We start from the raw sequence: 25,813 nt of genomic DNA on the forward strand, positions 1-25,813 counted from the left end.
TCAGGCTCCGGAAAGGTCATAGGGGCGAGCGAGAACAATCGCCCGGCCGGTGTCGAGGGAAATGCGAAGGGGACCCTCCGCAACATTGGAAACGGTGCGGGACGACCCGAACGGCAAGGTGAAATCGGTGAGCGGATAGCGCGCATTGACGATCGTCAGGCCGAAGAGATCGGTCAGTCCGAGGATCGAAAACAGACTGCCCTTCGGCAGATCGATCTCGATCTCGCCTGAAAGCAGCGGATAGGCCTCTTCCTCGCCCGACGTCATGAACACCGGCAAGCCGCGTTCGGCCAGCGAAGCGGCCTGAAGCAGGTGCAGGAAGGCATGATCGCTGCGGGATCCTCCGAGCGCACCGGCAAAGATCAGGGCTCCCGCACCGCGCGTAAGCGCAGCCTCGACGGCGATTTCACCATCGGTTGCAGCCTTGGCGGCGGGATAGGGTTCGCGCGGGACGCCGGCAAACTCGGCAAGCAGCGTCTCCTCGGTCGAATCGAAATCGCCAACCCAGACGTCGGGGATTACCGACAGGGTGCGCGCATGCCGCATGCCGCCATCGGCCGCAACGAAGCGGCTGCCGGCAAGCTGGCGCGCAAGGCGATCGGTAAGGGTCAGTGCACCGCCGAGCAGAATGGTGAAGGTGGATCGGGCCATGGCAAAGCCCATAGCGCAAAGGCACTGCCAAGGAAAAGCAAGAAAACCGAACGAGGGGGCGATCCGGCGATTTTGCGTTGATGTCATCAGGCTTGGCAGCATCGGCGAGCGTCGGGCTGCCGGATACCGCGTTCAAACTCCGCTTGCCATCAAACCGTCACGGCGGTAAATCTCTACCCGCTCTAACGGGGTGCCTTCCGACCACATGCTGGCCGAAGGCTGAGAGGCGTTTAACGCCAACCCGCGGAACCTGATCCGGCTCATACCGGCGGAGGGATTAGACGCGATCGGATCGATACGCCCTTTTCCCATGCAACATTATTTTTAGGGAGAGGTGCCTGCCATGTCCAAATCATCGCAACTGAAGTTCCTTAGCCGGCTAGCGCTTGCCGCTGCCGCCAGCCTTGTCTTTACGACCGGCGCGTCTGCCGCAGACAAGACTCTGACCGTCTACACCTATGAGAGCTTCATCACCGAATGGGGCCCGGGCGCCAAGGTCGCCGAAGCCTTCGAGAAGACCTGCGAATGCAAGGTCACCTATGTCGGCGTCGCCGATGGCGTGGAGCTTCTGACCCGCCTGAAACTCGAGGGTGCTGCCTCCAAGGCTGACATCGTGCTTGGCCTCGACACCAACCTCGTCGCCGAAGCCAAGGCCACCGGCTTCTTCGCGCCGCACGGCATCGAGGCCAAGGACGTCAAGGTGCCCGGCGACTTCACCGACGACACCTTCCTTCCCTATGATTACGGCCATTTCGCCGTCGTCTACGACACCCAGACCCTGAAAACCCCGCCGAAGAGCCTGAAGGACCTGGTCGAAGGCGACCCGTCGCAGAAGATCGTCATCGAGGATCCGCGCACATCGACGCCGGGTCTCGGCCTGCTCCTGTGGGTCAAGGCCGTCTATGGCGACGAAGCCGGTGCCGCCTGGGCCAAGCTCAAGGATCGGGTTCTGACCGTGACGCCAGGCTGGTCGGAAGCCTATGGTCTCTTCACCAAGGGCGAAGCACCGATGGTGCTCTCCTACACCACGTCTCCCGCCTACCACATGGTGGCTGAGAACACCGACCGCTACCAGGCGGCCGAATTCTCGGAAGGCCACTACATCCAGATCGAAGTCGCCGGCATGACCAAGAGCGCCAAGGAGCCGGAGCTTGCCAAGCAATTTCTCGGCTTCATGACCGGTCCGGAGTTCCAGTCGATCATCCCGACCACCAACTGGATGATGCCTGTCGCCGCCACCAAGGAACCGCTGCCTGAAGCCTTCGGCAAGCTGGTCAATCCGGCCAAGACCTTCCTGCTGCCGTCGGGAGACGTGGCGGCAAACCGCAAGGCCTGGATCGACGAATGGCTCGCGGCCATGAGCAAGAACTGAGGCGCGCTTGTTCGCGCCTGCCGAAAACAGGATCACGATCACCGCCGGGACTTTAAGTCTCGGCGGCATCCTTCTGTTCGTCTGTCTGGCGGTCGCAGCGCTTCTGTTTCAGGGCGGCGGCTTCGGCAATGGCGTGCTGTTCGATGCCTATATCTGGCGGGTGACGCGCTTCACATTGCTGCAGGCGAGCCTTTCGACGCTGCTCTCGGTTCTGCTCGCCATTCCGATCGCCCGCGCACTGGCACGTCGGGCGCGTTTTCCCGGCCGCGTCTGGGTGCTGCGGCTCATGGCCCTGCCGCTCGGCCTTCCTGTTCTGGTCGGCGCCCTGGGCTTAATCGAGATCTGGGGCCGGCAGGGTGTACTCAATACGGCTCTGGCCGGGCTCGGGCTTCAACAGCCTGTCAGCATCTACGGCCTCTTCGGCATCCTGCTTGCTCACGTCTTCTTCAACATGCCGCTGGTCGCACGCCTCTTCCTTGCCGGGCTGGAGCGCATCCCCTCGGAATACTGGAGAACCGCCGCCAATCTCGGCATGCCGCCCGCCGCACTCTTCCGCTTTGTCGAGTGGCCGATCCTGCGCGGATTGCTGCCAGGTGCCGCCGGCCTCGTTTTCATGCTTTGCGCCACCAGCTTCACGCTGGTGCTGACGCTCGGTGGCGGGCCGGCCGCCAGCACCATCGAGGTTGCAATCTATCAGGCGCTACGCTTCGACTTCGATCCTCAGAGGGCGATTGCACTCTCTGCCCTGCAGATTGTCATGACCGGCGCGCTGCTCCTGGTCCTCGCCCGTGTCGCGACGGAGCCGGCGCAAAGCGTCACCGGCGGTCGAGCGTCAATGCGGTACGATGCAGATACCGGCCTCTCCCGCCTGTCCGATACCGGCTGGATCCTGTTCGCGCTCGTCTTCATTGGTGCGCCACTGACCGCCGTTGTCGGTTCCGGCCTGCGCGCCGACCTGCCGAAGCTGGCGGGCGATCCGACCGTGCATCGCGCCCTCATCACCAGCATCGCCATTGCTGTCGGTTCAGCGTTGCTTTGTGTCGGTATCGCCGCTGCAATGATCCGGGCCGCTGGTACCGTCACGGCGGGTCGCCACGCACCCACCTTGGCAAGGTTTTTTGCAGGCGCAGTCACGGCCAGCACCTCCCTGGTTCTGCTCGTGCCGCCGGTCGTGCTTGGAGCGGGCTGGTTCCTGCTTCTGCGCCCCTTCGGCGATGTCGCCCGTTTTGCCCCCGCCATCGTTGTTGCCATCAATGCCTTGATGGCGTTGCCCTTCGTCCATCGGATCCTGGCCCCGGCGATGGCAACCCATGCGGCGCGCACCGACAGGCTGACAGCAAGCCTCGGCATCCGCGGCCTCCATCGCCTGCGATGGATCGATCTGCCGCCGCTGAAGAAACCATTGCTGATGGCCTTTTCCTTCGCCATGGCGCTATCCCTCGGCGACCTTGGCGCCGTGGCGCTATTCGGCTCGCAGGACATGATCACGCTGCCATGGCTGCTCTATAGCCGGATGGGCAGCTATCGCACAGCGGATGCAGCCGGGCTGGCGCTATTCCTCGGCTTGCTCTGCCTGATCTTCACCATGCTCGGCACGGCCGGCGACAGGCGCGTGCCGGAAGGACGTAACACATGAACCCGGGAAGCGCGGTCGAGCTCGTCGGCGTCGATATCCTCTACGACACAACGGCGCTTCACTTCGACTGCGCCATTGCGCCCGGCGGCATCGTCGCGGTCGCCGGCGCATCCGGGTCCGGAAAGTCGACGCTCTTTCACGTCATCGCCGGCTTCGAGGAGCCGGATCGGGGCGAGGTTCGCATTCTCGGCAAGACGATGTCGGGACAGGCACCGTCGGAAAGGCCGGTATCCGTCATCTTCCAGGACAACAACCTGTTTGCACATCTCGACATCGCCACCAATGTCGGTTTCGGCATAAGCCCCTCGCTTCGCCTTTCCGCGGGTGATCGGGCGCGGATAGATGATGCCCTTGGCCGCGTCGGGCTCGACGGTTTCGGCAAGCGGCTGCCGCCGACACTGTCCGGCGGCGAACGTCAGCGTGTGGCGCTGGCCCGCGCCCTGGTGCGACATCGCCCGCTGTTGCTGCTGGACGAGCCGTTTGCCGCTCTCGATCCCGGCATGAGGGCCGGCATGCGGGCGCTGCTGCGGGACCTGCATCGCCAGGAGAACAATACGATCCTGATGATCACGCACCATCCCGATGACGTGAGGGCGCTGGCCGATAGCGTGCTTTTTCTGGACCAGGGGCGTATCATCGCCCATGATCCGGTCGAACGCTTCCTCGAGCGTCGCGACATGGCGGCGATCAACCGCTTTCTCGGCAACGAGTAATGCGGCTTAGAATCGTGCCGTACGAGGCACTTCGCCACAATTTGACCGTCGCGCCATGCGACGCGCGGATTATCCGGCGCACGAGGCACGAATATTCGCGTATCCGTTGCCGTGATACCACGGGGCAACTATTTCTGTGGGGGTAAACTAGGCAGGTGGCGCTGAAATGGATACAGCAAGACCTGGGCTGGAATACGCGTGCCGGAGCGGACCTATCCGGCTGAAAAAGTAAGACTTTCAACGCCACAGAGTTCCCAGGGTGGAGTGGCGTTGGACGGGAAACGGGCTGAGGCATGGAAAGTCATACAGTCAGAAACGACCGGTTCCCGCCCAAGCGCGGAGGCCTCCGGACACGTGCTGTGGTTGCATTGCTCGCGACAACGCTGCTTTCCGCCTGCCAGTCAGTGATCGAGCAGACTTACGAGCCGACCGTATCGCCGTCCTCCAATCCGCAGATCGTCGACGAAGTCCAGAAGAACGACCCCCGTGCCCAGCTCGGCGCGCGCGAACACCCGCGCATCGTCGCCAGCTACGGCGGAGAGTACAAGGATGCAAAGACGGAGCGGCTGGTCGCCCGCATCGCCGGCGCGCTGACGGCCGTTTCGGAAAATCCGCAGCAGTCCTACCGCATCACTATTCTCAATTCTCCGGCGATCAACGCCTTTGCGCTGCCCGGTGGCTATCTCTACGTCACTCGCGGCCTGCTAGCGCTCGCCAATGACGCGTCCGAAGTTGCAGCCGTGCTGTCGCATGAAATGGCACACGTCACCGCCAATCACGGCATCGAGCGCCAGCAACGCGAGGAGGCGGAAGTCATCGCCAGCCGCGTCGTCTCCGAAGTGCTCTCCTCGGATCTCGCCGGCAAGCAGGCGCTGGCACGGGGCAAACTGCGGCTGGCCGCCTTCTCCCGCAACCAGGAGCTCCAGGCCGACGTCATCGGCGTGCGCATGCTCGGAGAGGCGGGCTACGACCCCTATGCGGCGGCGCGCTTCCTCGATTCGATGGCCGCCTACAGCCGCTTCTCCGCCGTTGATCCGGAAGCCGACCAGAGCCTCGACTTCCTCTCGAGCCACCCGAATGCGCCGCAGCGCGTCGATCTCGCGCGCCGACACGCGCGCGCCTTTGGCGCCGAGGGCACCAGCGGTGACCGCGGGCGCGATTATTACCTCGCCGGCATTGACGGACTGCTTTATGGCGACAGCCCGCAGGAGGGCTATGTCCGCGGCCAGACTTTCATGCACGGGCAGCTCGGCATCCGCTTCGATGTGCCGGCCGGCTTCCAGATCGACAACAAGGCGGAGGCTGTCCTGGCAACAGGCCCCGGCGACGTGGCGGTCCGGTTCGACGGCATTGCCGACACGGCCCGCAAGAGCCTGACGGACTACATCGCCAGCGGTTGGGTAACGGGCCTGCAGCCCGAAACCATCCGCCCGATCAGCGTCAACGGCCTTGAGGCCGCAACCGCGCGCGCGTCCGCCGATCGCTGGGATTTCGACGTGACCGTGGTCCGCATCGACAATCGCATCTACCGCTTCCTGACCGCCGTTCCGAAGGGATCGCGCGCGCTGGAGCCGACAGCCAACCAGCTGCGCACCTCGTTCCGCAAGATGACCCCGGCTGAAGCCCAGTCGCTGAAGCCGCTGCGTATCCGCGTCGCCGTGGTCAAGCCCGGAGAAACGATCGCCACCCTGGCCGCACGGATGATGGGCACCGACCGCAAGCTCGATCTGTTCCGGCTGATCAACGCCATGCAGGTCACCTCGACGATCAAGCCGGGCGATCGGGTCAAGATCATTTCCGAATAGACGCAGACGGCGCCGCACCCATCTCAGGTTCGACGCCGTCCCATGTCTTTGCCGTGAAGATGCATTTGAGCTGCGCACACTGCCGTTTCGCGTTCGCGTCCAGCCGCAATCACGAGCCTTGCCTCGCATGCGCCATCCGTCGCTGACGGAGGGCCGCCCGGAAACTTCCGGAAATGCCTCAATGCACGACCGATGTCAGCGCCGGTGCTTTGGTTGCCAGTGCCGCCCGCAGCTTCTCGAGTGCCCGCGTCTCGATCTGGCGGACCCGCTCCTTGGAGATGCCGAGATCGAGACCGAGCTCTTCCAGCGTGGCCCCCTCTTCCGACAGGCGCCGCGCGCGAATAATCCTCATTTCGCGCTCGGTCAGCGCACCCATGGCGTCATGGAGCCAGATGCGGGCACGCTCGCCGTCGATCATCTCGCTCACCTGTTCGTCAGGCAGGGGCGCATCGCTTGCAAGAAAGTCGAGGCGCTCTCCGCCATCGGAATCCGGGCCGCCGACGGGCGCCTGCAGCGACGTGTCGCTGCCGGACAGGCGAGCATCCATGGTCTGCACGTCGGCGATACTGACGCCGAGTGCCACGGCGATTTCCTCATGCATCGCCTGCGATGTCAGCTGACGATCCCCTTGCGCCAGCCGCGCGCGCAGCCTGCGAAGATTGAAGAACAGTGCCTTTTGCGCCGAACTGGTGCCGCCGCGAACGATTGACCAGTTGCGCAGCACGTAGTCCTGCATCGAGGCGCGTATCCACCAGGTGGCGTAGGTGGAGAAGCGGACTTCGCGGCTGGGTTCGAAGCGCGCTGCGGCTTCGAGCAGGCCTATATGCCCCTCCTGGACGAGGTCGCCCATCGGCAGGCCGAAATTGCGGAATTTTGCCGCCATGGAGATGACCAGCCGCATATGCGACATGGCGATCTTGTTGCGGGCGTCCTGATCATGATCGTTGCGCCAGGCCTTTGCCAGGGCGTGCTCTTCTTCACGCTCGAGATAAGGTGCCTCCATCGCAATCTTGATCATGCGCCTGTCTGCTGTGAGAGTCCTCATCGATCGCTCCATGGCGGGCGCCTGGACGCCGCTTGCGGGTGAAGTCCAAGGGCCGGACGGGCAAACCCGACCGGCGGCGGCGTATGCGGCGACACCGAAACTTGAAGAAACGGTGAGGCGCCCTACTTCCAAACTACGAAGCTGAATTCTGACAAAAGATCACAGGACCCAGATCGCCCCGGCAGGAAGGCGGCGCATCCCTGCCGGCCTTGGTAAATGCGCGGCGGCGGAAAAAGTTCCCTCGCCCGGACGAGAAAGCTGCGAGCGATAACGCTGAGAACGAAAAAGCCCGGCGCGATGGCCGGGCTTTTTCTTGTCGTGGTGGGAAGGACTGGCGCTCTTTAAGCTGCCTCGTCCTGTGCGTCGTCTTCTTCGATCGCCTTGCCCCGCTTCGGACCCTTGTTAAGATTGGCTTCGACGAGGCGAACCGCCTCGGTCTCCGACATCTTGTTCACGGCCGCGATTTCGCGCGCCATGCGGTCGAGCGCAGCTTCATAGAGCTGGCGTTCGGAATAGGACTGTTCCGGCTGGTTTTCTGCGCGGTAGAGGTCGCGCACAACCTCTGCGATCGAGATCAGATCGCCGGAGTTGATCTTGGCATCGTATTCCTGTGCGCGGCGCGACCACATGGTCCGCTTCACGCGAGCCTTGCCCTGCACAACCTTCAACGCGCGATCGACGAAATCGGTCTCCGAGAGCTTGCGCATGCCGATGCTGACGGCCTTTGCGACCGGCACCTTCAGGCGCATCTTGTCCTTTTCGAAATCGATGACAAAAAGCTCAAGCTTCATGCCGGCAACTTCCTGCTCCTCGATAGCAACAATCTGTCCGACGCCATGGGCCGGATAGACAATCGATTCACCGGTCTTGAAGCCGTGGCGTGTCGAAGATTTTTTCTGCTGGGTCGTCATTCGTTTCAAAAACTCCCTGTTTCGCACCCGGCCATTGTTGGCCGGGGCCGGGTCAGTGAGGCCCGGGATAGACGGGGATACCGCCGGGTGGGTCCATCCTGGTCCGTCCAAGAACGCAAACAATCCCATCAAACGCGGTCACAAAAGAGAAACGCAACGGTGCGTATCTAGAAAAGCCGCGGTGTGGAGAACGTTTGCTTTCGTGAGGTTTTCGGGCGCGCAAAAACACCCTGTGTGGATCAGTAGAAGGACCCTATCACAAAAAACTGCGGAAATCAATAATTTGCTGCAGGGCAGCCATCAAGCCGCCATTCTCGCATCTGCGAGGGCGGAGTGTGATTTTCCCCAGATTTGACGCCGGGGCCGTCTTGGTTCCGTCACGCCCGATCAGCGGGCCGGAACCGGACGCCTCAGTCGCCCTGGCCGGGTTCGGCAGAGAAGTACTTCTCGTACTTGCCCTCGACCCCGTCCATTTCCTTGGCTTCCGGCATCGCATCGCGCTTGATGGTGACGTTCGGCCACTTGGTGGCAAAATCAGCGTTGACTTTCAACCACATATCAAGGCCCGGCTCGGTATCCGGCTTGATGGCCTCGGCGGGACATTCCGGCTCGCAGACGCCACAATCGATGCATTCGTCGGGGTGAATGACGAGAAAATTCTCGCCTTCGTAGAAGCAGTCCACGGGGCAGACTTCAACGCAATCCATGTACTTGCAGCGAATGCAATTGTCGGTCACGACATACGTCATGAGGTACTCCAGCCAATGCTCACGTTTGATGGCAGACCGCAATCAATGGTGATGCTCGTGTCCGCGCATGCTAGGAATGTCCGGCGCGCATAGCTGCCGAAGCAGGACCGATGCACCCAACGTGGGTTGTCAGGTAAAGGCTTTATGGACCCTTTGCAAGAATATTCAATGCGCGAAACGCCGCGCTGAAGGCAGAGTTTTCTAATCGTCGAGCGGATTGAAACCAGGCTTCAGCCGGTCGATTTCACGCCGCTCTTTCTTGGTGGGGCGCCCGGCCCCAGGCTCGCGCGTCGCCAGGTCGAAAGCCGACAGCTTTTCCCGCGGCTCGTTCGGCGTCAGGTCCTCGTAGAGCAACCGCGCCTCCTCGTAAGGACCGCGGCGCTCGCCGGGCAGAAGCACGCGCACGATCACGTCGCGGCGCTCGAGAGACAGGGTCAGCATATCGCCCGCCTTCACCTGGGCGGAGGATTGCTTGACCCGTTCGTCATTGACGGTGACATGCCCCGCCTCGATCGCCTTCTGGGCGAGCGAGCGGGACTTCACGAGGCGCGTGAAGAACAGCCATTTGTCGAGACGCTGGCGTGATGCCGGGTTGGACGCTGACTGTTTCTCCATGGCGATCCTACTTCTTCATCTGCTCCTTGAGAGCAGCAAGCTTGGCAAAGGGCGAATCCGGATCGATCGGCTTCTCCTTGCGCGGCGGCCGGGCTTCGAACTTGGCAGCGTTGGGCTTGCCGCCGCGATCGTGACGATCGTGGCGATCCTGCCGCTGGCCACCCTCGGGCTTGCCGTCGTGGCGCTTGCCGCGGGCGGGTGCACCGCCCTTGCGGCCGCCTTCGCGTCCTTCACGTCCTTCGCCTTGACCTTGGCCCTGGCGCGGACCGCCACCACGGCGCTGATCGCCCTGAGGACGGCCGCCTTGACGCTGGTTGTCCTGGCGGGTGCCTGGACGCCAGAGGAGTACCGGCTTGGCTTCGACAGCCTCGGCCCCGTCTTCCGCGGGCGCCTGAACAGCGACCGCTTCGCCTTCGACGGCCGCAGGTTCGGCAGAGGCTGATGCCTCTGCTTCGGCCGCAGGCTCGGCGTCTGCGCTTGCATCCGCATCGTCGTGATCGGCAGCCACTTCGGCAGCAGGCTCTGCCTGAGCGGCGACAGCGCCGCCCTGGCTTGCCAGGAACGCGGCTGCGTCTTCGGCCTTCACGCTGTCTGCACGGTAGCCAAGACCCTTGAGGATTTCTTCCATATCGTCAGGCGTTGCGCCGAGAATGGAGAGCATCGAGGTGGTCGCGGTAAAGCGGCGTCCGTCATAGGCCCCTTCCGGACGCGGCTGCACACCCGGCTTCCACTGCAGCAATGGACGGATGAGATCAGCCAGACGCTCGAGGATATCGATGCGAACGGCACGTTTGCCGAGGAAACGGAAACCCGCGAGCTTGTAGAAGGTCCGCTCGAACGAGGGATCGGTGACAACAGACGTGCGACCGGCAGCCAGCATCGGAATCAGGTCGCCGTAGCCCGCCTTGTCGAGGCCGTCATTCTTCAACGCCCAGAGCAAGGTGATCAGCTCGGCCGGAGCCGGCTTCAACAGAGCGGGCAGGAAGATGTGGTAGGCGCCGAAGCGGACACCGTACTTGCGGATCGAAGCGCGGCCGTCCTGGTCCAGCGACTTCACATCCTCGGCGACGTCGCGACGGAACAGCACACCGAGATTTTCGACGAGCTGGAATGCCAGGCCCTTGGCGAGACCCTCGAGATCCTCGGCGCGCGAAATATCGTCGAGCGGCTTCAGCACGGTGCCGATATGATGGTTCACGAAGCGCTCGATACGGGCGACGACATGCTCGCGCGCATTGGCCTGCAGCTGCTCGTCGGCAAGCAGGATGACGCGCGGACGCATGACGTGGTCGCTGGCGGTCAGCCGGGCCACGGGATCTCCGAGCCAACGCACGAGGCCGTCGGACGACAGCGCAAGGTCGCCATTGCCGGAGGCGTGCAGACGCGCCGCACGCGCTTCGAACTCGAGCGCCAGCGCCTTCTGCGCAGCACCCTGCACAGCCTTGGCGTCCGGTCCGTCTCCGCCGGTCGCCAGCGTAAACCGGAAACCGGTTAGTTGTCCTACGTGATGGCCTTCAACGAAGACGTCACCATTCACACTGATTTCAGCTTCCAGCATAGCATTCTCTCTCAGGCGCTTCATGAGCACAGATGTCCTGCGATCAACAAAGCGTTTCGTCAACCGTTCATGTAGTGCGTCGGACAATCGATCTTCAATTTCCCGCGTCTTTTCTTGCCAGTGTGTCGGATCGGCAAGCCAACCGGGCCGGTTCGACACATAAGTCCAGGTTCTGATCTGCGCGATTCGCGCCGAAAGTGTGTCGATCTCGCCATCGGTAAAATCCGCCCGCCTGACCTGTTCGGCCATGAAATTCTCGTTCACGGTACCGCGACGAACGAGATCGGCATAGATCGTCGAGATCAGATCGGCGTGTTGAGCCGGTGTAATGCGGCGATAATCCGGCAATGCGCAGACTTCCCACAATTTCTCGACCCGGTCCGGGGTGGTCGCGAGATCCGCCACTTCGGGATAACGCGACAAATGTTCGAGCGCCTGCTGATCCACCGCAGGTAGTGCGCGCGCAAGCCCCGAAATTGTCGGCGCGGCATCGAGGCTACGCTTCAGGGCGGCAAGCGACGCATAGTCGAATGCCTTGGTGCGCCACTGCAGCACCTTGAGCGGATCGAACTCATGCGCCTCGATGCGGTGCACCAGCTCGTTGTCGAACGGATCGACCCGGCCGGTGACGCCAAAGGTACCGTCGCGCAGATGCCGCCCGGCGCGTCCGGCGATCTGCGCCAGCTCGGCCGGATTGAGGTTTCGGAACTGGTAGCCGTCGAACTTGCGGTCCTGCGCAAAGGCGACATGGTCCACATCGAGGTTCAGGCCCATGCCGATCGCGTCTGTCGCCACCAGAAATTCGACGTCGCCTTCCTGGTAGAGCGCGACCTGGGCGTTGCGCGTGCGCGGCGACAGCGCCCCGAGCACGACGGCGGCACCGCCGCGCTGGCGGCGGATCAGCTCGGCGATCGCATAGACCTCGTCGGCCGAGAAGGCGACGATCGCCGTACGAGGCGGCAGGCGGGTGATCTTCTTCGATCCGGCATAGAGCAGCTGGGACATGCGCGGGCGCTCGACGACGGTGATGCCCGGCAACAGCTGCTCGAGGATCGGCCGCATCGTTGCAGCCCCGAGCAGCAACGTCTCGCCGCGGCCGCGCAGATAGAGCAGCCGGTCGGTGAAGATGTGGCCACGCTCGAGATCGCCGGCAAGCTGCACTTCATCGATGGCGACGAAAGATGCCGTCGTCTCGCGCGGCATCGCCTCGACGGTGCAGACCGAATAGCGGGCACGGTGCGGGGTGATCTTTTCCTCACCGGTGATCAGCGCGACGTTGTGATGACCGACCTTTTCGACCAGGCGCGTATAGACCTCGCGCGCCAGAAGGCGCAGCGGCAGCCCGATGACGCCGCTGTCGTGCGCGATCATGCGCTCGATCGCATAATGCGTCTTGCCGGTATTGGTTGGCCCGAGCACCGCGGTGACACCGCGGCCGCTCAGGATCATGGGGTGAACGGACACGTCATCGATCCCGGGCATTCAGAAACATAAGAGGCGCCTTTACGCGCCGGCGGCAAACACATGCCCACGCACCGCAGCAAACGCAAGGGGCGCCGACAACTAAAACCATTTCCAGACAAATCCGAACCAGTCCGCACCACCATATCTGGACGTGCGAAATTAAGGTCTGGAACAGCCATGGAACGAATCGGCGACGAATCGCTGACTCCAGTCGATTCACTGTATGTTCACGGCTACATATAGATTTCAACTGCCAATGTCGCACCAGATGCTGAATCACTTCGCCAACGGGGTGTGCCGAGCGTGTGGCAGGCGTTAATCGCTATTGCCGAAGCGTTAAAAGAGGCAAAGGATTCGGAATCCAAGACTCTGGAAAGTTTAGGAAATTTTAACCGAAGAATCTCGCTGATTCATCGGAATCGGGGAATGCGAATCGCTGCGTTAACACATCGACCAAAGCCGGAACGAATCGGAGACGAATCGCTGACATCCCAACGTTCGATTTTTGTTCTCCACAAGATATAGTATCCAGTGCCATGGCGAGTAACAGGCCCAGGACCAATTTTCTCCCGATCTCGGATGGAATTCCTGTGTGCCGTTAACCTTCCAACGTCGCCTGCAGTAGCCGCTGAAAAACAAAACGGCGCCCACGTCGGAGCGCCGTCGAAACTGTGAGCGATCGCGCGGATCAGACGAAAAACTGTCCGCCGTTGGCAGAGATCGTCGAGCCGGTGATGAAACCGGCATCGTCGGATGCGAGGAAAACCACGCAGCGAGCGATTTCCTCCGGCTCGCCGAGGCGACCGACCGGGATCTGCGGAATGATCCGCTCGTTGAGGACCTTTTCCGGTATCGCCCGCACCATCTCCGTGCCGATGTAACCCGGGCAGATCGCGTTGACGGTGATGCCCTTGGCAGCACCTTCCTGGGAGAGCGCCTTGGTAAAGCCGAGATCGCCGGCCTTGGCGGCGGAATAGTTCGCCTGTCCCATCTGGCCCTTCTGGCCATTGATCGACGAGATGTTGATCACGCGACCGAAGCTGCGGTCGCGCATGCCCGTCCAGACCGGGTGGGTCATATTGAACAGGCCGGTCAGGTTGGTGTTGATCACCTCGCCCCATTGCTCCGGCGTCATCTTATGGAACATGGCGTCTCGGGTGATGCCGGCGTTGTTGACGAGCACCTCGACCGGTCCGAGGTCGGCTTCGACTTTCGCGATGCCCTCGACGCAGGACTGATAGTTGGAGACGTCCCACTTGTAGACCGGAATGCCGGTCTCCGCCTTGAAGGCCTCTGCCTTCTCGTCATTGCCGGCGTAGTTGGCAGCAACCTTGTATCCGGCATTCTTCAGCGCGATGGAAATCGCAGCGCCAATGCCGCGTGACCCGCCCGTAACCAATGCTACCCTGCTCATGTTCGCCTCCCGCTTGATTAATTCAGTTTATCAAAGGCCTTCTTCATCAATTTTTCGCCCAGATGCTGCCCGTAGGTCGCGGCTGCGGCCTGAAACTGCGGATCAGCAAGCATGGACATTGCGACCTCGCACTTAGTCAGCGCGAGGTTCATCAACAGGCTGCTCACCTGCACGATATGCGATTTGACGCCGCTGGTGTCATCGTTGAGCGCCGCGACCAGCAGGTTCTTGAACACGGTTTCGTCGTCGGCCGTCGTGTGGTCCAGCATGCACTGTACCACCTTTTCCTGGTCGAACGGCGAGGACGCCGCAAACGCATGACCCGTCGAAGAGGCGACGAACAGGACTGAAAGGATCAATCCGCTGACATGACGCATGCGGCGGCCGGTCAGAGGCGCTCGACGCACATGGCAACACCCATGCCGCCGCCGATGCAGAGCGTCGCGAGGCCCTTGGAAACGCCGCGGCGCTTCATCTCGAACAGCAGCGTGTTGAGAACGCGGGCACCGGAGGCGCCGATCGGATGGCCGATCGCAATCGCGCCGCCGTTGACGTTGACGATCGACGGATCCCAGCCGAGGTCCTTGTTGACTGCGCAGGCCTGGGCCGCGAAGGCTTCGTTGGCTTCGACGAGTTCGACGTCGCCGATCGCCCAACCGGCCTTCTCAAGCGCCTTGCGCGATGCCGGGATCGGGCCCGTGCCCATCACCTGCGGATCGACGCCGGCCGTTGCCCAGGAAACGATGCGCGCGAGCGGCTTGATGCCACGCTTGGCGGCCTCGGCCTCGGTCATCAGCAGGGTGGCGGCGGCACCGTCATTGAGGCCGGACGCGTTAGCGGCGGTCACCGTGCCTTCCTTGTCGAAGGCCGGGCGCAGCTTGGTCATCTGGTCGAGCGTGGCGCCGTGGCGGATATATTCGTCCTGGTCGACGACGACGTCGCCCTTGCGGCCCTTGACCACGAAGGGAACGATCTCGTCGGCGAAGCGGCCGGCCTTCTGGGCGGCCTCGGCCTTGTTCTGCGAAGCGAGCGCGAACTGGTCCTGCTCCTCGCGGGTGAGCTGCCACTGGCGCGCGACATTCTCTGCCGTGATGCCCATGTGGTAGCCGTAGAAGGCGTCCGTCAGGCCATCCTTGATCATCGTGTCGACCATCTTGAAGTCGCCCATCTTCACGCCACCACGCAGGTGCGAGCAGTGCGGCGCCATCGACATCGATTCCATGCCGCCGGCAATGATGATATCGGCATCGCCGTTGGCGATCTGCTGCATACCGAGCGCGACGGCGCGCAGGCCCGAACCGCAGAGCTGGTTCATGCCCCAGGCGGTTTTTTCCGGCGGAATGCCCGCCTTCATCGCGGCCTGGCGGGCCGGGTTCTGGCCTTCGCCTGCCTGCAGCACCTGTCCGAGGATAACTTCGTCGACGTCGCTTGCCTCGACGCCGGCGCGTTCGAGCACCGCCTTGATGACGGCGGCGCCAAGCTCGTGGGCCGGCGTGTTGCCGAAGGCACCGTTAAAGGATCCGACGGCGGTACGGGCCGCGCTGGCGATCACGATGGAGGGATTGCTCATGGGGACGTTTCCTCAGATTTTCTTGCGGTCAGGCAGCAGACTGGCAAAGCGCGGAGCGCAAGTCAAACGCCTTGATGCACTGCCGCAAAACCGTCATGGCGCGCCGACCGTGAGATTTCGCACTTGCGTCGTCGCATCGCACAAAGACATTGTCAGCGGTGTTCGTTTGCGGATACTCTGAAAAGTAGAAAAAGACGGACCGCGGGTAATTGAGGAGAGCCTGATGGCGAAGAATGACGGCCAGATCGTAATCAAGAAATATGCGAACCGGCGGCTCTACAACACCGGGACCAGCACCTACGTCACGCTCGACGACCTGGCAGTGATGGTGAAGAAGGGCGACGAATTTACCGTACAGGACGCCAAATCAGGCGAAGACATCACCCATTCGGTCCTGACGCAGATCATCTTCGAGCAGGAATCCAAGACCGGCAACACGCTGCTGCCGATCTCATTCCTGCGCCAGCTGATTTCGTTCTATGGCGACCAGATGCAGATGGTCGTACCGAGCTATCTCGAGCACTCGATGCAGGCCTTTACCGAGCAGCAGGTGCAGATGCGCGAGCAGATCAACAAGGCCTTCGGCGACACGCCGCTTGGCAAGAACCTGCAGGCCCCGCTGCAACTGGTCGAAGAACAGGTTCGCCGCAACACCGAGATGTTCCATCAGGCGATGCAGATGTTTTCGCCGTTCATCGCTTCGCCTCCGGTCAAGGAGACCAAGAAGGCGGAAGCCAAGGATATCGACGAACTGAAGGAGCAATTGCGCGCCCTTCAGACCAAACTCGACAATCTCGGCTAAGCCAGTCGCGACAACGCCGCGATCCTCATCGAGGCGCGGCGTGAACGCTCCTCAGTCCACTTCAAAGACCGATCGAGACATCCCGGCCGGCCGTGCGCATCGACACGGAGAAACCGGCGATGACGTCAATGAAGCTGATCGTCATCAGGATGAAGAAGATCTGGGTGGCCGCAGGCGCAACCAGCAGGAATTCGACCAGAAACGCGATGAACAGCACCATCGACAGCAGATGGTCCATCAGTGCCCGCGTGCCGGTCCGGGTCGCTTTCAGAATTTCCGCGAAAAGCAGAAGCAGGGCCACGACGATCAGGAGGTCGCCGAAGCTCATCGCCCATGTCGCGCCGGAAAGCATCGACAGCGACATCACGCCGGCATCAAGCCCGGCCGTGCCGCCAAAGAGGCCGAGCATGGCGAGATTGTAGATGGCAAAGGGCAGGATCAGCAATGGAATGGCGGCAAGCATGGAAAAATGCGCTCCCTCTTCGATGCGTGATCGCCATGCGCCCCGTGACGCCCGAGATCACCAGCTTCCTTGCTGCATGGCGCAGCAAATCAAAGTGCCACAGCGATCCTTGCCCGTCTGAACGGTCGCGCAGCGCTGCAGGACCAAGCGGTATTGCTATAACCCAACGTCTCCGTCGATACGGTGTCAGGCCCCGCAAAAGAAAAGGGCTGGCAAAGCCAGCCCTTTAACTCGGTCCGCCAATGTCAGCGCTTATGCGCTTTCCTTCGGGGTCAGAACCTGGCGACCACGGTACATGCCGGTCTTCAGGTCGATATGGTGCGGACGACGCAGTTCACCGGAGTTCTTGTCTTCGATGTAGGTCGGCGTCTTCAGGGCGTCGGCAGAACGGCGCATGCCACGCTTGGACGGGCTCGTTTTTCTTTTAGGTACAGCCATTTCATTCTCCACTTATCGGGCAAAACACTGTTCAGCAGCCGAAATGGCCGTATAAAACAGATGTTAATCACGGAAATTTGGCGCGCTTATACATGGCGAACTGCCACTTGACCAGTCCCCGAGCGCAATTTTTCGACTCCTCGCTCGAGGAAGATCGAATCAGACTTCGTCCTCGGCAACGATCCACGGTTCCGCGCGTGCGGCCGCTTCCCATTTCCGGAACGCCGGGTGCGCCTTCATCCGTTCGATATACCCCAAAGTCGTCGGATCGCGAACGAGATTGTAAACGTCGAAGCGGTTAACCACAGGCGCGTACATCGCATCAACAGCCGTAAACGACCCGAACAGGAACGGACCACCGGAGCGCGCCAGCGCTTCTGCCCAGATCGTCTCGATGCGGGCGACGTCGGCGCGCACCTCGTCGGAGACAGCCAGTGCCTGCTTCTTTCGGCGAATGTTCATCGGGCAGGCGCCACGCAAGGCGCGAAAGCCGGACAGCATTTCGCAGGCATAGCTGCGCGCCCGCGCCCGGTCCTGCTGGCCGGCCGGCCATAGTCCCGCTTGCGGAAAGAGCTCGGCGACATATTCGATGATCGCCAGAGATTCCCAGATCTTCGTGTCGCCATGGATGAGAAGCGGCACGCGACCGGTCGGCGAAATTTCCCGCAGCTTCGGGTTTCCGGCGGCGAAATCGAAGGGGATCACCACGTCCTCGAAGGTTATGCCGCCAGCCTCCAGCGCCAGCCACGGCCGCAGCGACCAGGACGAATAGTTCTTGTTGCCGACGTAGAGAACGAGCTTGTCCATCATTGGGTCTCCCTGTGTATCCGGTCGTAACCCTTAGGCCACGGCGAACATCAGGACCAATGAATAGACGTCATCTCAATCATAAAGGCAGGTGATGTATTCGCCAGACCGGCTGGCGCGGCGCTCGATCAACGATGCCAGGCGCTTCAGTCCGCGCCCCGGCTTGCCGGCGTTGCGTTCCTTGGGATTGGGCAGCGACACCGCAAGAAGGGCTGCCTGCCGCCGCGAAAGCTTGGCCGCGGACACGCCGAAATGGTGACGGGCGGCCGCCTCGATGCCGTAGATGCCGTCACCCCATTCGGCGACGTTCAGATAGATCTCCATCATCCGCTGCTTGCTCCAGACGAAATCGGCGGCGATGGCGAGCGGCAGTTCCATCGCCTTGCGAACGAAGGAGCGACCGTTCCAGAGAAACAGGTTCTTCACCGTCTGCATCGGGATGGTGCTGGCGCCGCGCGTCGATTCCCCCTCGAGCGCGTCTTCGACCACGCCGCGCATCTGGCCCCAGTCGACGCCGTCGTGGATGCAGAACTGGCCGTCCTCGGACATCATCACCGACTGCACCAAGACCGGCGCGATCTGATCGAACTCGACCCACTGCCGGTCGTAGCCGCGCAGCAGCACGAGGTCGCGCAGCATCAGCGTCGAGACCGGACGAATGAAGTCGATGAGGTAGAGCGCAATCAGCGCATAGGGCAGAAGCACGAGGCCGACAACGGCAAGAACGATGCGACGGCGGTGCAGGCGCCACGTCCGACGGACGGACGACCAGCGACTGGCGGGCATATCGCCCTCCTCACGCGCCTCGGGAACGATGTCCACGGCCTGACTGTCCACCTCTCTGTCCATCCGTTTCTCTTAGTGCATGGGCTCACAAAGTTGAACGGGCTTTCTGGCAAAAGGCAAGGCACTCACAGCTCTGTCCTCGACAAAGCGCACTGCCGCGACACGAAAGCCCGTTGAAAGCGGCTTTCGCGCATGCCAAAGAGCGCAGCATGAGACAGGAAACACCGACCTTCGAGACCCGACTGAAGCGCAACGCGCTCGCAATCGAGACGCTGCTTGGACGCCTTTTGGGTTTGAGCACCGAACCCGACGAGATCGTTCGGCCGGAAAACCTGCTCGGCGCGATGCGCCATGGCGTGCTCAACGGCGGCAAGAGGCTGCGGCCGTTTCTGGTGATCGAATGCGCTGATCTCCTGGGCGGCAGCGTCGATGCAGCCCTTCGCGTGGGTGCGGCGCTCGAATGCGTACACTGCTACTCGCTGGTTCACGACGACCTGCCGGCGATGGACGACGACGATATCAGGCGCGGCCAGCCGACCGTGCACAAGGCTTTTGACGAGGCCACGGCCATTCTCGCCGGCGACAGCCTTCTGACCTTCGCCTTCGACATCGTCGCCTCGCCGGAAACGCCGCTTGCCGACGTGCAGAAGACCGCACTCGTTTTGGCGCTTTCGCGCGCTGCCGGTCATGGCGGCATGGCAGGCGGGCAGGCGCTTGATCTGGCAGCCGAGAAATCCGCTCCCGATGAAGCCGGCATCGTTACGCTGCAGGCGATGAAAACAGGCGCGCTGCTGCGCTTTGCCTGCGAAGCGGGCGCGATCGTCGCCGGTGCCGACGCCACCGACCGTCAGCGTCTGCGCAGCTTCGGCGAAAAGATCGGCCTCGCCTTCCAGCTTGCCGACGACCTGCTCGACCTGACGGCCGACGCCGAGACCATGGGCAAGGCAACCGGCAAGGACGCTGCGCGCGGCAAGGGCACGCTCGTTGCGCTGCACGGACAGGCCTGGGCCGAAACCCGGCTGGAACAACTGGTGGCGGAGGCCGAAGCGCTGCTCGAACCCTATGGCGCGCGCTCGTCGATCCTTGCCGAAACTGCCCGCTTCATCGCCAATCGCAGGAACTGAACCGTGAGCAAATACTGGTCGCCCATCGTCTCGACGCTGAAGCCCTATGTGCCGGGCGAACAGCCGCGCATCGCCAACCTCGTCAAGCTCAACACCAACGAGAGCCCCTACGGCCCTTCGGACAAGGTTCTGAGCGCCGTCACCGCAGCCGCCAACGGCGATCTCAGGCTCTACCCGGATCCGCTGGCACTTCGCCTGCGTGAAACGATCGCCGCCCGTCACGGCCTCACCGCAAGCGAGGTTTTTGTCGGCAACGGTTCGGACGAGGTTCTGGCCCACATCTTCGCGGGCCTGCTGAAGCACGACGCTCCGCTGCTCTACCCCGACATCTCCTACAGCTTCTACTCGACCTACGCCCGGCTGTTTGCGATCAACGCCGTAGAAGTGCCGCTCGACGCGCAGTTCCGCATCGACCTTTCCGACTATGAAAGGCCCTGCGGCGCCATCATCCTGCCGAACCCGAATGCACCAACCGGCATCGGTCTGCCGCTTGCCGAGATCGAGCGGCTCGTTGCAGCTCATCCGGATCAGCCCGTCGTCATCGACGAAGCCTATATCGACTTCGGCGGCCAGTCGGCGATCGCGTTGGTGCCGAAATACGAAAACCTGCTGGTGGTCCAGACCTTCTCCAAATCCCGCGCGCTTGCCGGCCTGCGCGTCGGCTTCGCCATCGGCCAGCGGCCGCTGATCGAGGCGCTGGAGCGGGTGAAGGACAGTTTTAATTCCTATCCACTCGGCCGCCCTGCCCAGGCCGGGGCAACCGCCGCAATCGAGGACGAGGCGTGGTTCGAGGCGACGCGCGAGAAGATCATCGCATCGCGCGGGCGCTTGACCGATCAGCTGACCGAGCGCGGTTTCGAGGTGCTGCCCTCCGAGGCGAACTTCGTTTTTGCCCGCCATCCCGGCCATTCCGGAGAGACGCTGATGCAGGCGTTGCGTGAGCGCGCCGTGCTGGTGCGCCATTTCGCCAAGCCGCGGATCGGCGATTTCCTGCGCATCACCATCGGCACCGATGCCGAATGCGCACGGCTGGTCGAGGCGCTCGACGAGATCCTCTGAGATCTTGTCACGGTCACATTTCGCCGTTTCAAACAGGCGATGAACTGATCTAGCCTCCGGCGACTGAGCTGGAGCTTTTTCGCATGTTCGACCCGACGCCCTATCTGCCGCAGCTTCTCGTCGCCTGGACAGCCTATCTGATCGCGACCGCTTCGCCCGGACCGGCGATCCTCGCGATCATCACCACCTCGGTCAGCGAGGGGCGCAAGGCCGGCCTTGCGCTCGCTTTGGGCGTTCTCACCGGAAGTTATACCTGGGCGATGCTTACGGCGTCCGGCCTCTCGGCGCTGATCCGCGCCTATGGCCACGCCATCATCGTGCTAAAAATCGCCGGCGCCTGCTATCTCTTCTGGCTCGCCTACAATGCGCTACGCGCAGCCATGCGAAGCGACAGAAGCGAGATCGTCGCCGTGGCCAAGGCACAAACGTCACTGAAGCGGCTCTACCTCAAGGGGCTCGGCATTCACCTGACCAATCCGAAGGCGATTTTCTCCTGGATCATGCTGGTCTCGCTCGGCATGCCCGAGGGTGCGCCCGTCGGCGTCACTGCCATCTTCATCGGCGGCTGCATGGTGCTTGGCCTGATCACGTTCTGCGGCTTCGCACTCGTGTTCTCGCTGTCGCCGGTGCACCGCGCCTATCTCAAGTCGAAACGCCTGATCGAAAGCCTGATGGCCGGCTTCTTCGCCTTTGCCGGCTTGAAGCTGCTGACATCGCGGCTGTAGATCTGAACCTTGACGCTTCCGGGCGGGAACGGCTCTGACCGCTTACTCGGCCGCGGCCTGACCCTGGCCGTAACGCTTCTCGATATAGTCGGAAACCAACGTCTCGAAATCGCCGGCGATGTTGGGGCCACGCAGCGTCATCGCCTTCTGGCCGTCGATGAAGACGGGAGCCGCGGGCGTTTCGCCGGTGCCCGGCAGCGAGATGCCGATATCGGCATGTTTGCTTTCGCCGGGGCCGTTGACGATGCAGCCCATGACCGCGACCTTCAGGCCCTCGACGCCAGGGTATTTCTCGCGCCAGACCGGCATGTTGCGGCGGATGTCGTCCTGGATCTTCTGTGCGAGTTCCTGGAAGACCGTCGAGGTCGTGCGGCCACATCCGGGACAAGCGGCAACGACCGGAATGAACTGGCGGAAGCCCATGACCTGCAGCAGCTCCTGCGCCACCTGCACCTCGCGGGTGCGGTCGCCGCCGGGCTCCGGCGTCAGCGAAATGCGGATGGTGTCGCCGATGCCCTGCTGCATGAGGATACCGAGCGAGGCCGACGAGGCGACGATACCCTTGGTGCCCATGCCGGCCTCGGTAAGGCCGAGATGCAGCGCATGATCGGAGCGCGTCGACAGCATGGCGTAGACGGCAATCAGGTCCTGGACGCCAGAAACCTTGGCCGAAAGAATGATGCGGTTGCGGGCAAGGCCGATGTCTTCGGCAAGCTCGGCCGACAGCAGCGCCGACTGCACGATCGTCTCGCGCGTCACCTGCTGGGCCGTCAGCGGAAAGCCGTTCGCCTGGTTCTCGTCCATCAGCCGCGTCAAAAGTTCCTGGTCAAGCGAACCCCAGTTGACGCCGATGCGCACCGGCTTGTCGTAGCGGATCGCCATTTCGACGATCTCGGCGAACTGCTTGTCCTTCTTGTCCTTGAAGCCGACATTGCCCGGGTTGATGCGGTACTTCGCCAGCGCCTCGGCGCAGGCCGGATGGTCGGCAAGCAGCTTGTGGCCGATGTAATGAAAATCGCCGACGAGCGGCACATCGAGGCCGAGGCGCTCGAGCCGGTCGCGGATCTTCGGCACGGCGGCAGCACTCTCGTCGCGGTCGACGGTGATGCGAACCAGCTCCGAGCCGGCCTTGTGAAGGGCGGCCACCTGCGCCACCGTTCCGTCGATATCGGCGGTGTCGGTATTGGTCATCGATTGGACGACCACCGGCGCGCCCCCACCCACTATGACCCCGCCGACATCGACGGCGACGGACGCGCGGCGGGGCTGCGGATCAAAATCGAAGGCGGCAGACATGAAGGCCTCTTGGTCCCCCAGGTCACACGTCGTGACCCGGTCTTATCGTTTCAGCGCGGGATGCAGGCGGAAACCGCTTGGATTTCTTCCCATCCCACTGTTGCTTTTCGTCCATCAGGTGGATGAGGAAAGCATCGTTGTCAACGGCGACATCATGCCCTGACGGCGATTTGATGGCGCGCGCCCGGCCTCAATGCCCCTTTGCGTGGTCCGCATGGTGCGCGTGATGCGAGAGCATGAGCACGACGATGAACAACACCGGCACTGAGGCGAAGATGATCGCAAAGCCGGTATGCTCGGCGACGAAGCCGATCAGCGACGGTGCGAACAGCATGCCGGAGTAACCCATGAAGGTCGCGACCGAAAGCCCGATGCCGGGCTGCAGACCCGGCATGTTGCCGGCGGCCGAGAACGCGATCGGCACCATGTTGGAGATGCCGATGCCGGCGATCGCAAAACCAAGGATGGCAATGTAGGCATTGGGCGCAAGACCTGCGAGCACCATGCCGACAAGGGCAGTCACCGTGCAGATGCGGAGCGTGCGCTTGGCGCCGAAACGGTCGCGCACGTGGTCACCGGCAAAGCGCATCGTCGCCATGGTCGCCGAGAAGGCGGCAAAGCCGAAGCCCGACAGTTCGACCGAAGCGCCGAGTTCGTTGCGCAGGTAGAGCGCGCCCCAGTCGAGCACGGTTCCCTCCGGCACCATCGAAAACAGCGCCATGATGCCGATCAGCCAGGGAAGCGGTGTCATCGGCAGGCGCAGTTTTTCCTTGGTGGCTGCCGGGTGCGGCTGGTCGGCAAGAATCATCGGCCAGGCAATGGCAATGACCGTCAGCGACAGCACTGTTACGACGAGGACATGCGGCAGGACGCCGAAACGCGCCATCAGGAAGCCGCCGATGCCGGCGCCGATCAGGCCGCCGAGGCTCCAATAGGCATGGCAGGAGGACATGATGGCGCGGCGCATCGACTTTTCGACCTCAACCGCATTGGCATTCATGGCCACGTCCATCGCGCCGACGAAACCGCCGAGCAGGAACATTCCAACGGCCGCGGCCCAGACATTCGGCAGCAACGTCAAAAGCAGCAGCAGCGGCGACAGCAGGATAGCCGTGACCTTGACCACCTTCTGCGAGCCGACCCGTGCGATGAATCCGCCGGCGATCGGCATCAGCACCAGGGAGCCAATGCCGAACATCAGGATGAGCAGACCGAGCACGCTTTCGCTGATGCCCAGGCGATCCTTGAATTCGGGGATTTTCGGGGCCCAGCTTCCGGTGACGAAACCGTTCATCAGGAACAGCAGCGACACGGCGAGCCGGTTTCGGGTCATGTAACCTTGCCGAACGGCAGTGGAAGGGGAACGTTGGTCCATGGATCTATGCCTCTATGCCGGAAGCCGCCGGCTCAAATGGTGATTTCAATCAGATTGCCGTCGGGGTCGCGAAGCACCGCCTCGTAGAAGCCGTCTCCCGTCCACCGTGCCGGCGCTACCAGAATGCCCTCGGCAACCGCCCGGGCCGCCATCGCGTCGACCGCCGCCTCGCTGCCGAGCGACAGGGCCACATGGGCAAGACCGGTGCGTTCGGTGCCTTGGGGATCGGCCGGCGCCACCCAGGGGCCCTCCATGATCTCGATCGCCGGCCCGTCACCGAGCGTCAGAAAGCGGGAGCGGAAGCCTGGCCGACGGCGACTTTCGTAGATCTCGCCGACGCCAGCGCCCAGAAAGCGCGACCAGAAGGCGGCAACAGCCTCCAGATCCCTCGTCCAAAGAGCCACATGCGCAATGCTCATCGGTCGCTTGCCTCCGCTGTGATGATGGTCGTTCCTGAGCGTTCGAAGGCGGTCACGTGATGCGCCGGCGCATCTGCCTCCAGCACCAGCGTCGTCACCTGGTCGATGCCGACGACCGTATGGGAGGCGGCCGTGCCGAGCTTGTCGTTGGTAACGGCGACGAGCAGGGCGCGGCTGCGGGAAGCCACCAGCCGCTTGAACTCGGCATCCTCGAAATAGATCGCCGTCAGGCCCGCCTCTGCATCGGCGCCGCAGGTGCCGAGAATGCAGAGGTCAGGTCGAAGCTGCTCGATATCGCGCTGCGCCCGCGCGCCGACGGCCGCACCGACGGCACGGTTGAGCGGGCCGCCGACGAGGATCAGGTCGATTTCAGGCTTTTCCATCAGGGCGGCGGCAATCAGCGGCGTGTTAGTAACGATCGTCGCCTTCAGGTCCGGCGCGATCAGCTGGGCGATGGCGAGGTTGGCCGAGCCAGCATCGAGGAACACGGTGCTATCGGGCGCAATGAAGCCAACCGAGGCGCGGGCAAGGGCAGCCTTTCGCTCCGGCGCCATCGCCACGCGCTGGCTCAAGGTCAGTGAACTCGGCGCAAGCGGCAGCGCCCCGCCATAGACACGTTCGCAGAGGCCCGCTGCCGCCATCTCGCGCAGGTCGCGCCGGATCGTGTCTTCAGACACCCGAAACTCTGCAGCAAGGTCTGCGGCCAGCACCCGGCCGTCGGCCTTCAGCCGCTCCTGGATCAGTGTCTTTCGCTCTCGAAGAAGAAGGTCTGTCGACATTTCGCCAATCGTGCATAAACGTGCATGAATCGATGAAAATGTGCATAGCGAATTTTGAAAGCGATTTCAACTGCACCGGCGCGACAAAATCGAAAACGGCCAGATTTGGCGACAGGCGCGCATTTTGGATGAAAATTCTCCCAATCCGGGGAAAAATCTTCATCAAAACGCTCAGGAATTGGAGTTTTATGCGCTCAAGCGCCGGTTTTTTTGTGCGATTCTCCCCTCAATCCGGAC

The 25,813-nt window shown here is 62.6% G+C and carries 25 protein-coding genes and 1 riboswitch; of the genes, 8 read left to right on the forward strand and 17 right to left on the reverse strand.

From position 1 onward, the window contains the following. On the reverse strand, window positions 1–651 hold the full coding sequence (locus AC07UR_RS14965; RefSeq protein ID WP_173418379.1) for a thiamine diphosphokinase: 651 nt from the start codon (window positions 649–651) through the stop codon (window positions 1–3). A 176-nt stretch (window positions 652–827) separates the two neighbouring features. Then, a riboswitch (TPP riboswitch) is annotated at window positions 828–945 on the forward strand. A gap of 49 nt (window positions 946–994) precedes the next feature. On the opposite strand from AC07UR_RS14965, the gene thiB reads away from it, so the two are divergent. The 4 genes from thiB to AC07UR_RS14985 all read left to right on the forward strand — a co-directional run bounded on the left by thiB (window position 995) and on the right by AC07UR_RS14985 (window position 6,177). Then, a complete protein-coding gene (thiB, locus tag AC07UR_RS14970) occupies window positions 995–2,023 on the forward strand; it encodes a thiamine ABC transporter substrate binding subunit (protein ID WP_209790400.1) in 1,029 nt (342 codons plus the stop codon). Between the two features lie 31 nt (window positions 2,024–2,054). Further along, window positions 2,055–3,659: a thiamine/thiamine pyrophosphate ABC transporter permease ThiP gene (gene thiP / locus AC07UR_RS14975; RefSeq protein ID WP_209790591.1), complete on the forward strand. Its 1,605-nt coding sequence runs from the start codon at window positions 2,055–2,057 to the stop codon at window positions 3,657–3,659. Continuing rightward, complete coding sequence (locus AC07UR_RS14980) at window positions 3,656–4,372, forward strand: thiamine ABC transporter ATP-binding protein (protein WP_209790399.1); 717 nt, start codon at window positions 3,656–3,658, stop codon at window positions 4,370–4,372. The genes thiP and AC07UR_RS14980 overlap by 4 nt, the downstream gene beginning before the upstream one ends. Window positions 4,373–4,665: 293 nt before the next feature. Beyond that, window positions 4,666–6,177, forward strand: a complete 1,512-nt coding sequence (locus tag AC07UR_RS14985; protein ID WP_173418382.1) for a M48 family metalloprotease — start codon at window positions 4,666–4,668, stop codon at window positions 6,175–6,177. Window positions 6,178–6,355: 178 nt separating this feature from the next. Here the strand turns inward: AC07UR_RS14985 and AC07UR_RS14990 are convergent, their stop codons facing one another. The 8 genes from AC07UR_RS14990 to AC07UR_RS15025 all read right to left on the reverse strand — a co-directional run bounded on the left by AC07UR_RS14990 (window position 6,356) and on the right by AC07UR_RS15025 (window position 15,503). Continuing rightward, on the reverse strand, window positions 6,356–7,222 hold the full coding sequence (locus AC07UR_RS14990) for an RNA polymerase factor sigma-32 (protein WP_173418383.1): 867 nt from the start codon (window positions 7,220–7,222) through the stop codon (window positions 6,356–6,358). A 341-nt stretch (window positions 7,223–7,563) separates the two neighbouring features. Then, complete coding sequence (locus AC07UR_RS14995; protein ID WP_025425216.1) at window positions 7,564–8,133, reverse strand: CarD family transcriptional regulator; 570 nt, start codon at window positions 8,131–8,133, stop codon at window positions 7,564–7,566. A gap of 410 nt (window positions 8,134–8,543) precedes the next feature. Continuing rightward, a complete protein-coding gene (gene fdxA, locus AC07UR_RS15000) occupies window positions 8,544–8,882 on the reverse strand; it encodes a ferredoxin FdxA (RefSeq protein WP_025425217.1) in 339 nt (112 codons plus the stop codon). A gap of 201 nt (window positions 8,883–9,083) precedes the next feature. Beyond that, the gene (locus AC07UR_RS15005) at window positions 9,084–9,497 is read right to left on the reverse strand and encodes an RNA-binding S4 domain-containing protein (protein WP_173418384.1); all 414 of its coding nucleotides are present in this window, start codon (window positions 9,495–9,497) and stop codon (window positions 9,084–9,086) included. A gap of 7 nt (window positions 9,498–9,504) precedes the next feature. Then, entirely contained in the window at window positions 9,505–12,519 is a 3,015-nt protein-coding gene (locus AC07UR_RS15010; protein ID WP_209790398.1) for a helicase-related protein, read from the reverse strand. A 688-nt stretch (window positions 12,520–13,207) separates the two neighbouring features. Next, window positions 13,208–13,933 carry a beta-ketoacyl-ACP reductase gene (locus AC07UR_RS15015; protein WP_209790397.1) on the reverse strand — a complete coding sequence of 242 codons (726 nt, stop codon included), beginning with the start codon at window positions 13,931–13,933 and terminating at the stop codon, window positions 13,208–13,210. A gap of 17 nt (window positions 13,934–13,950) precedes the next feature. Then, window positions 13,951–14,310 (reverse strand): hypothetical protein, encoded by a 360-nt coding sequence (locus AC07UR_RS15020; RefSeq protein ID WP_209790396.1) that lies wholly within the window; start codon window positions 14,308–14,310, stop codon window positions 13,951–13,953. Window positions 14,311–14,321: 11 nt separating this feature from the next. After that, window positions 14,322–15,503 (reverse strand): acetyl-CoA C-acetyltransferase, encoded by a 1,182-nt coding sequence (locus tag AC07UR_RS15025; protein WP_173418387.1) that lies wholly within the window; start codon window positions 15,501–15,503, stop codon window positions 14,322–14,324. Between the two features lie 223 nt (window positions 15,504–15,726). Between AC07UR_RS15025 and phaR the strand changes: the two genes are divergently transcribed. Beyond that, window positions 15,727–16,305: a polyhydroxyalkanoate synthesis repressor PhaR gene (phaR, locus tag AC07UR_RS15030; RefSeq protein WP_077500885.1), complete on the forward strand. Its 579-nt coding sequence runs from the start codon at window positions 15,727–15,729 to the stop codon at window positions 16,303–16,305. A 61-nt stretch (window positions 16,306–16,366) separates the two neighbouring features. Here the strand turns inward: phaR and AC07UR_RS15035 are convergent, their stop codons facing one another. The 4 genes from AC07UR_RS15035 to mtgA all read right to left on the reverse strand — a co-directional run bounded on the left by AC07UR_RS15035 (window position 16,367) and on the right by mtgA (window position 18,835). Continuing rightward, on the reverse strand, window positions 16,367–16,768 hold the full coding sequence (locus tag AC07UR_RS15035) for a hypothetical protein (protein WP_173418388.1): 402 nt from the start codon (window positions 16,766–16,768) through the stop codon (window positions 16,367–16,369). Between the two features lie 252 nt (window positions 16,769–17,020). Next, on the reverse strand, window positions 17,021–17,206 hold the full coding sequence (gene rpmF, locus AC07UR_RS15040) for a 50S ribosomal protein L32 (RefSeq protein WP_025425225.1): 186 nt from the start codon (window positions 17,204–17,206) through the stop codon (window positions 17,021–17,023). A gap of 159 nt (window positions 17,207–17,365) precedes the next feature. Then, window positions 17,366–18,013: a glutathione S-transferase family protein gene (locus tag AC07UR_RS15045; protein WP_209790590.1), complete on the reverse strand. Its 648-nt coding sequence runs from the start codon at window positions 18,011–18,013 to the stop codon at window positions 17,366–17,368. A 75-nt stretch (window positions 18,014–18,088) separates the two neighbouring features. Then, window positions 18,089–18,835 carry a monofunctional biosynthetic peptidoglycan transglycosylase gene (gene mtgA / locus AC07UR_RS15050; protein WP_209790589.1) on the reverse strand — a complete coding sequence of 249 codons (747 nt, stop codon included), beginning with the start codon at window positions 18,833–18,835 and terminating at the stop codon, window positions 18,089–18,091. A 173-nt stretch (window positions 18,836–19,008) separates the two neighbouring features. On the opposite strand from mtgA, the gene AC07UR_RS15055 reads away from it, so the two are divergent. The 3 genes from AC07UR_RS15055 to AC07UR_RS15065 all read left to right on the forward strand — a co-directional run bounded on the left by AC07UR_RS15055 (window position 19,009) and on the right by AC07UR_RS15065 (window position 21,707). Beyond that, window positions 19,009–19,923, forward strand: a complete 915-nt coding sequence (locus AC07UR_RS15055) for a polyprenyl synthetase family protein (protein WP_209790395.1) — start codon at window positions 19,009–19,011, stop codon at window positions 19,921–19,923. Between the two features lie 3 nt (window positions 19,924–19,926). Continuing rightward, on the forward strand, window positions 19,927–20,982 hold the full coding sequence (hisC, locus tag AC07UR_RS15060; protein ID WP_173418390.1) for a histidinol-phosphate transaminase: 1,056 nt from the start codon (window positions 19,927–19,929) through the stop codon (window positions 20,980–20,982). An 83-nt stretch (window positions 20,983–21,065) separates the two neighbouring features. Then, window positions 21,066–21,707: a LysE family translocator gene (locus AC07UR_RS15065; RefSeq protein ID WP_209790394.1), complete on the forward strand. Its 642-nt coding sequence runs from the start codon at window positions 21,066–21,068 to the stop codon at window positions 21,705–21,707. 42 nt (window positions 21,708–21,749) lie between these two features. On the opposite strand, the gene ispG is transcribed toward AC07UR_RS15065, so the two are convergent. The 4 genes from ispG to AC07UR_RS15085 all read right to left on the reverse strand — a co-directional run bounded on the left by ispG (window position 21,750) and on the right by AC07UR_RS15085 (window position 25,576). Next, window positions 21,750–23,003, reverse strand: coding sequence for a flavodoxin-dependent (E)-4-hydroxy-3-methylbut-2-enyl-diphosphate synthase (gene ispG / locus AC07UR_RS15070; protein ID WP_209790393.1), 1,254 nt, complete (start codon window positions 23,001–23,003; stop codon window positions 21,750–21,752). Window positions 23,004–23,193: 190 nt separating this feature from the next. Next, on the reverse strand, window positions 23,194–24,378 hold the full coding sequence (locus tag AC07UR_RS15075) for an MFS transporter (protein ID WP_209790392.1): 1,185 nt from the start codon (window positions 24,376–24,378) through the stop codon (window positions 23,194–23,196). A 32-nt stretch (window positions 24,379–24,410) separates the two neighbouring features. Next, entirely contained in the window at window positions 24,411–24,797 is a 387-nt protein-coding gene (locus tag AC07UR_RS15080) for a VOC family protein (RefSeq protein ID WP_209790391.1), read from the reverse strand. Then, window positions 24,794–25,576, reverse strand: coding sequence for a DeoR/GlpR family DNA-binding transcription regulator (locus tag AC07UR_RS15085; RefSeq protein WP_209790390.1), 783 nt, complete (start codon window positions 25,574–25,576; stop codon window positions 24,794–24,796). The genes AC07UR_RS15080 and AC07UR_RS15085 overlap by 4 nt, the downstream gene beginning before the upstream one ends. Window positions 25,577–25,813: the final 237 nt, after the last annotated feature.

It is taken from the genome of Ensifer sp. GW821-FHT05G01, assembly GCF_059419585.1.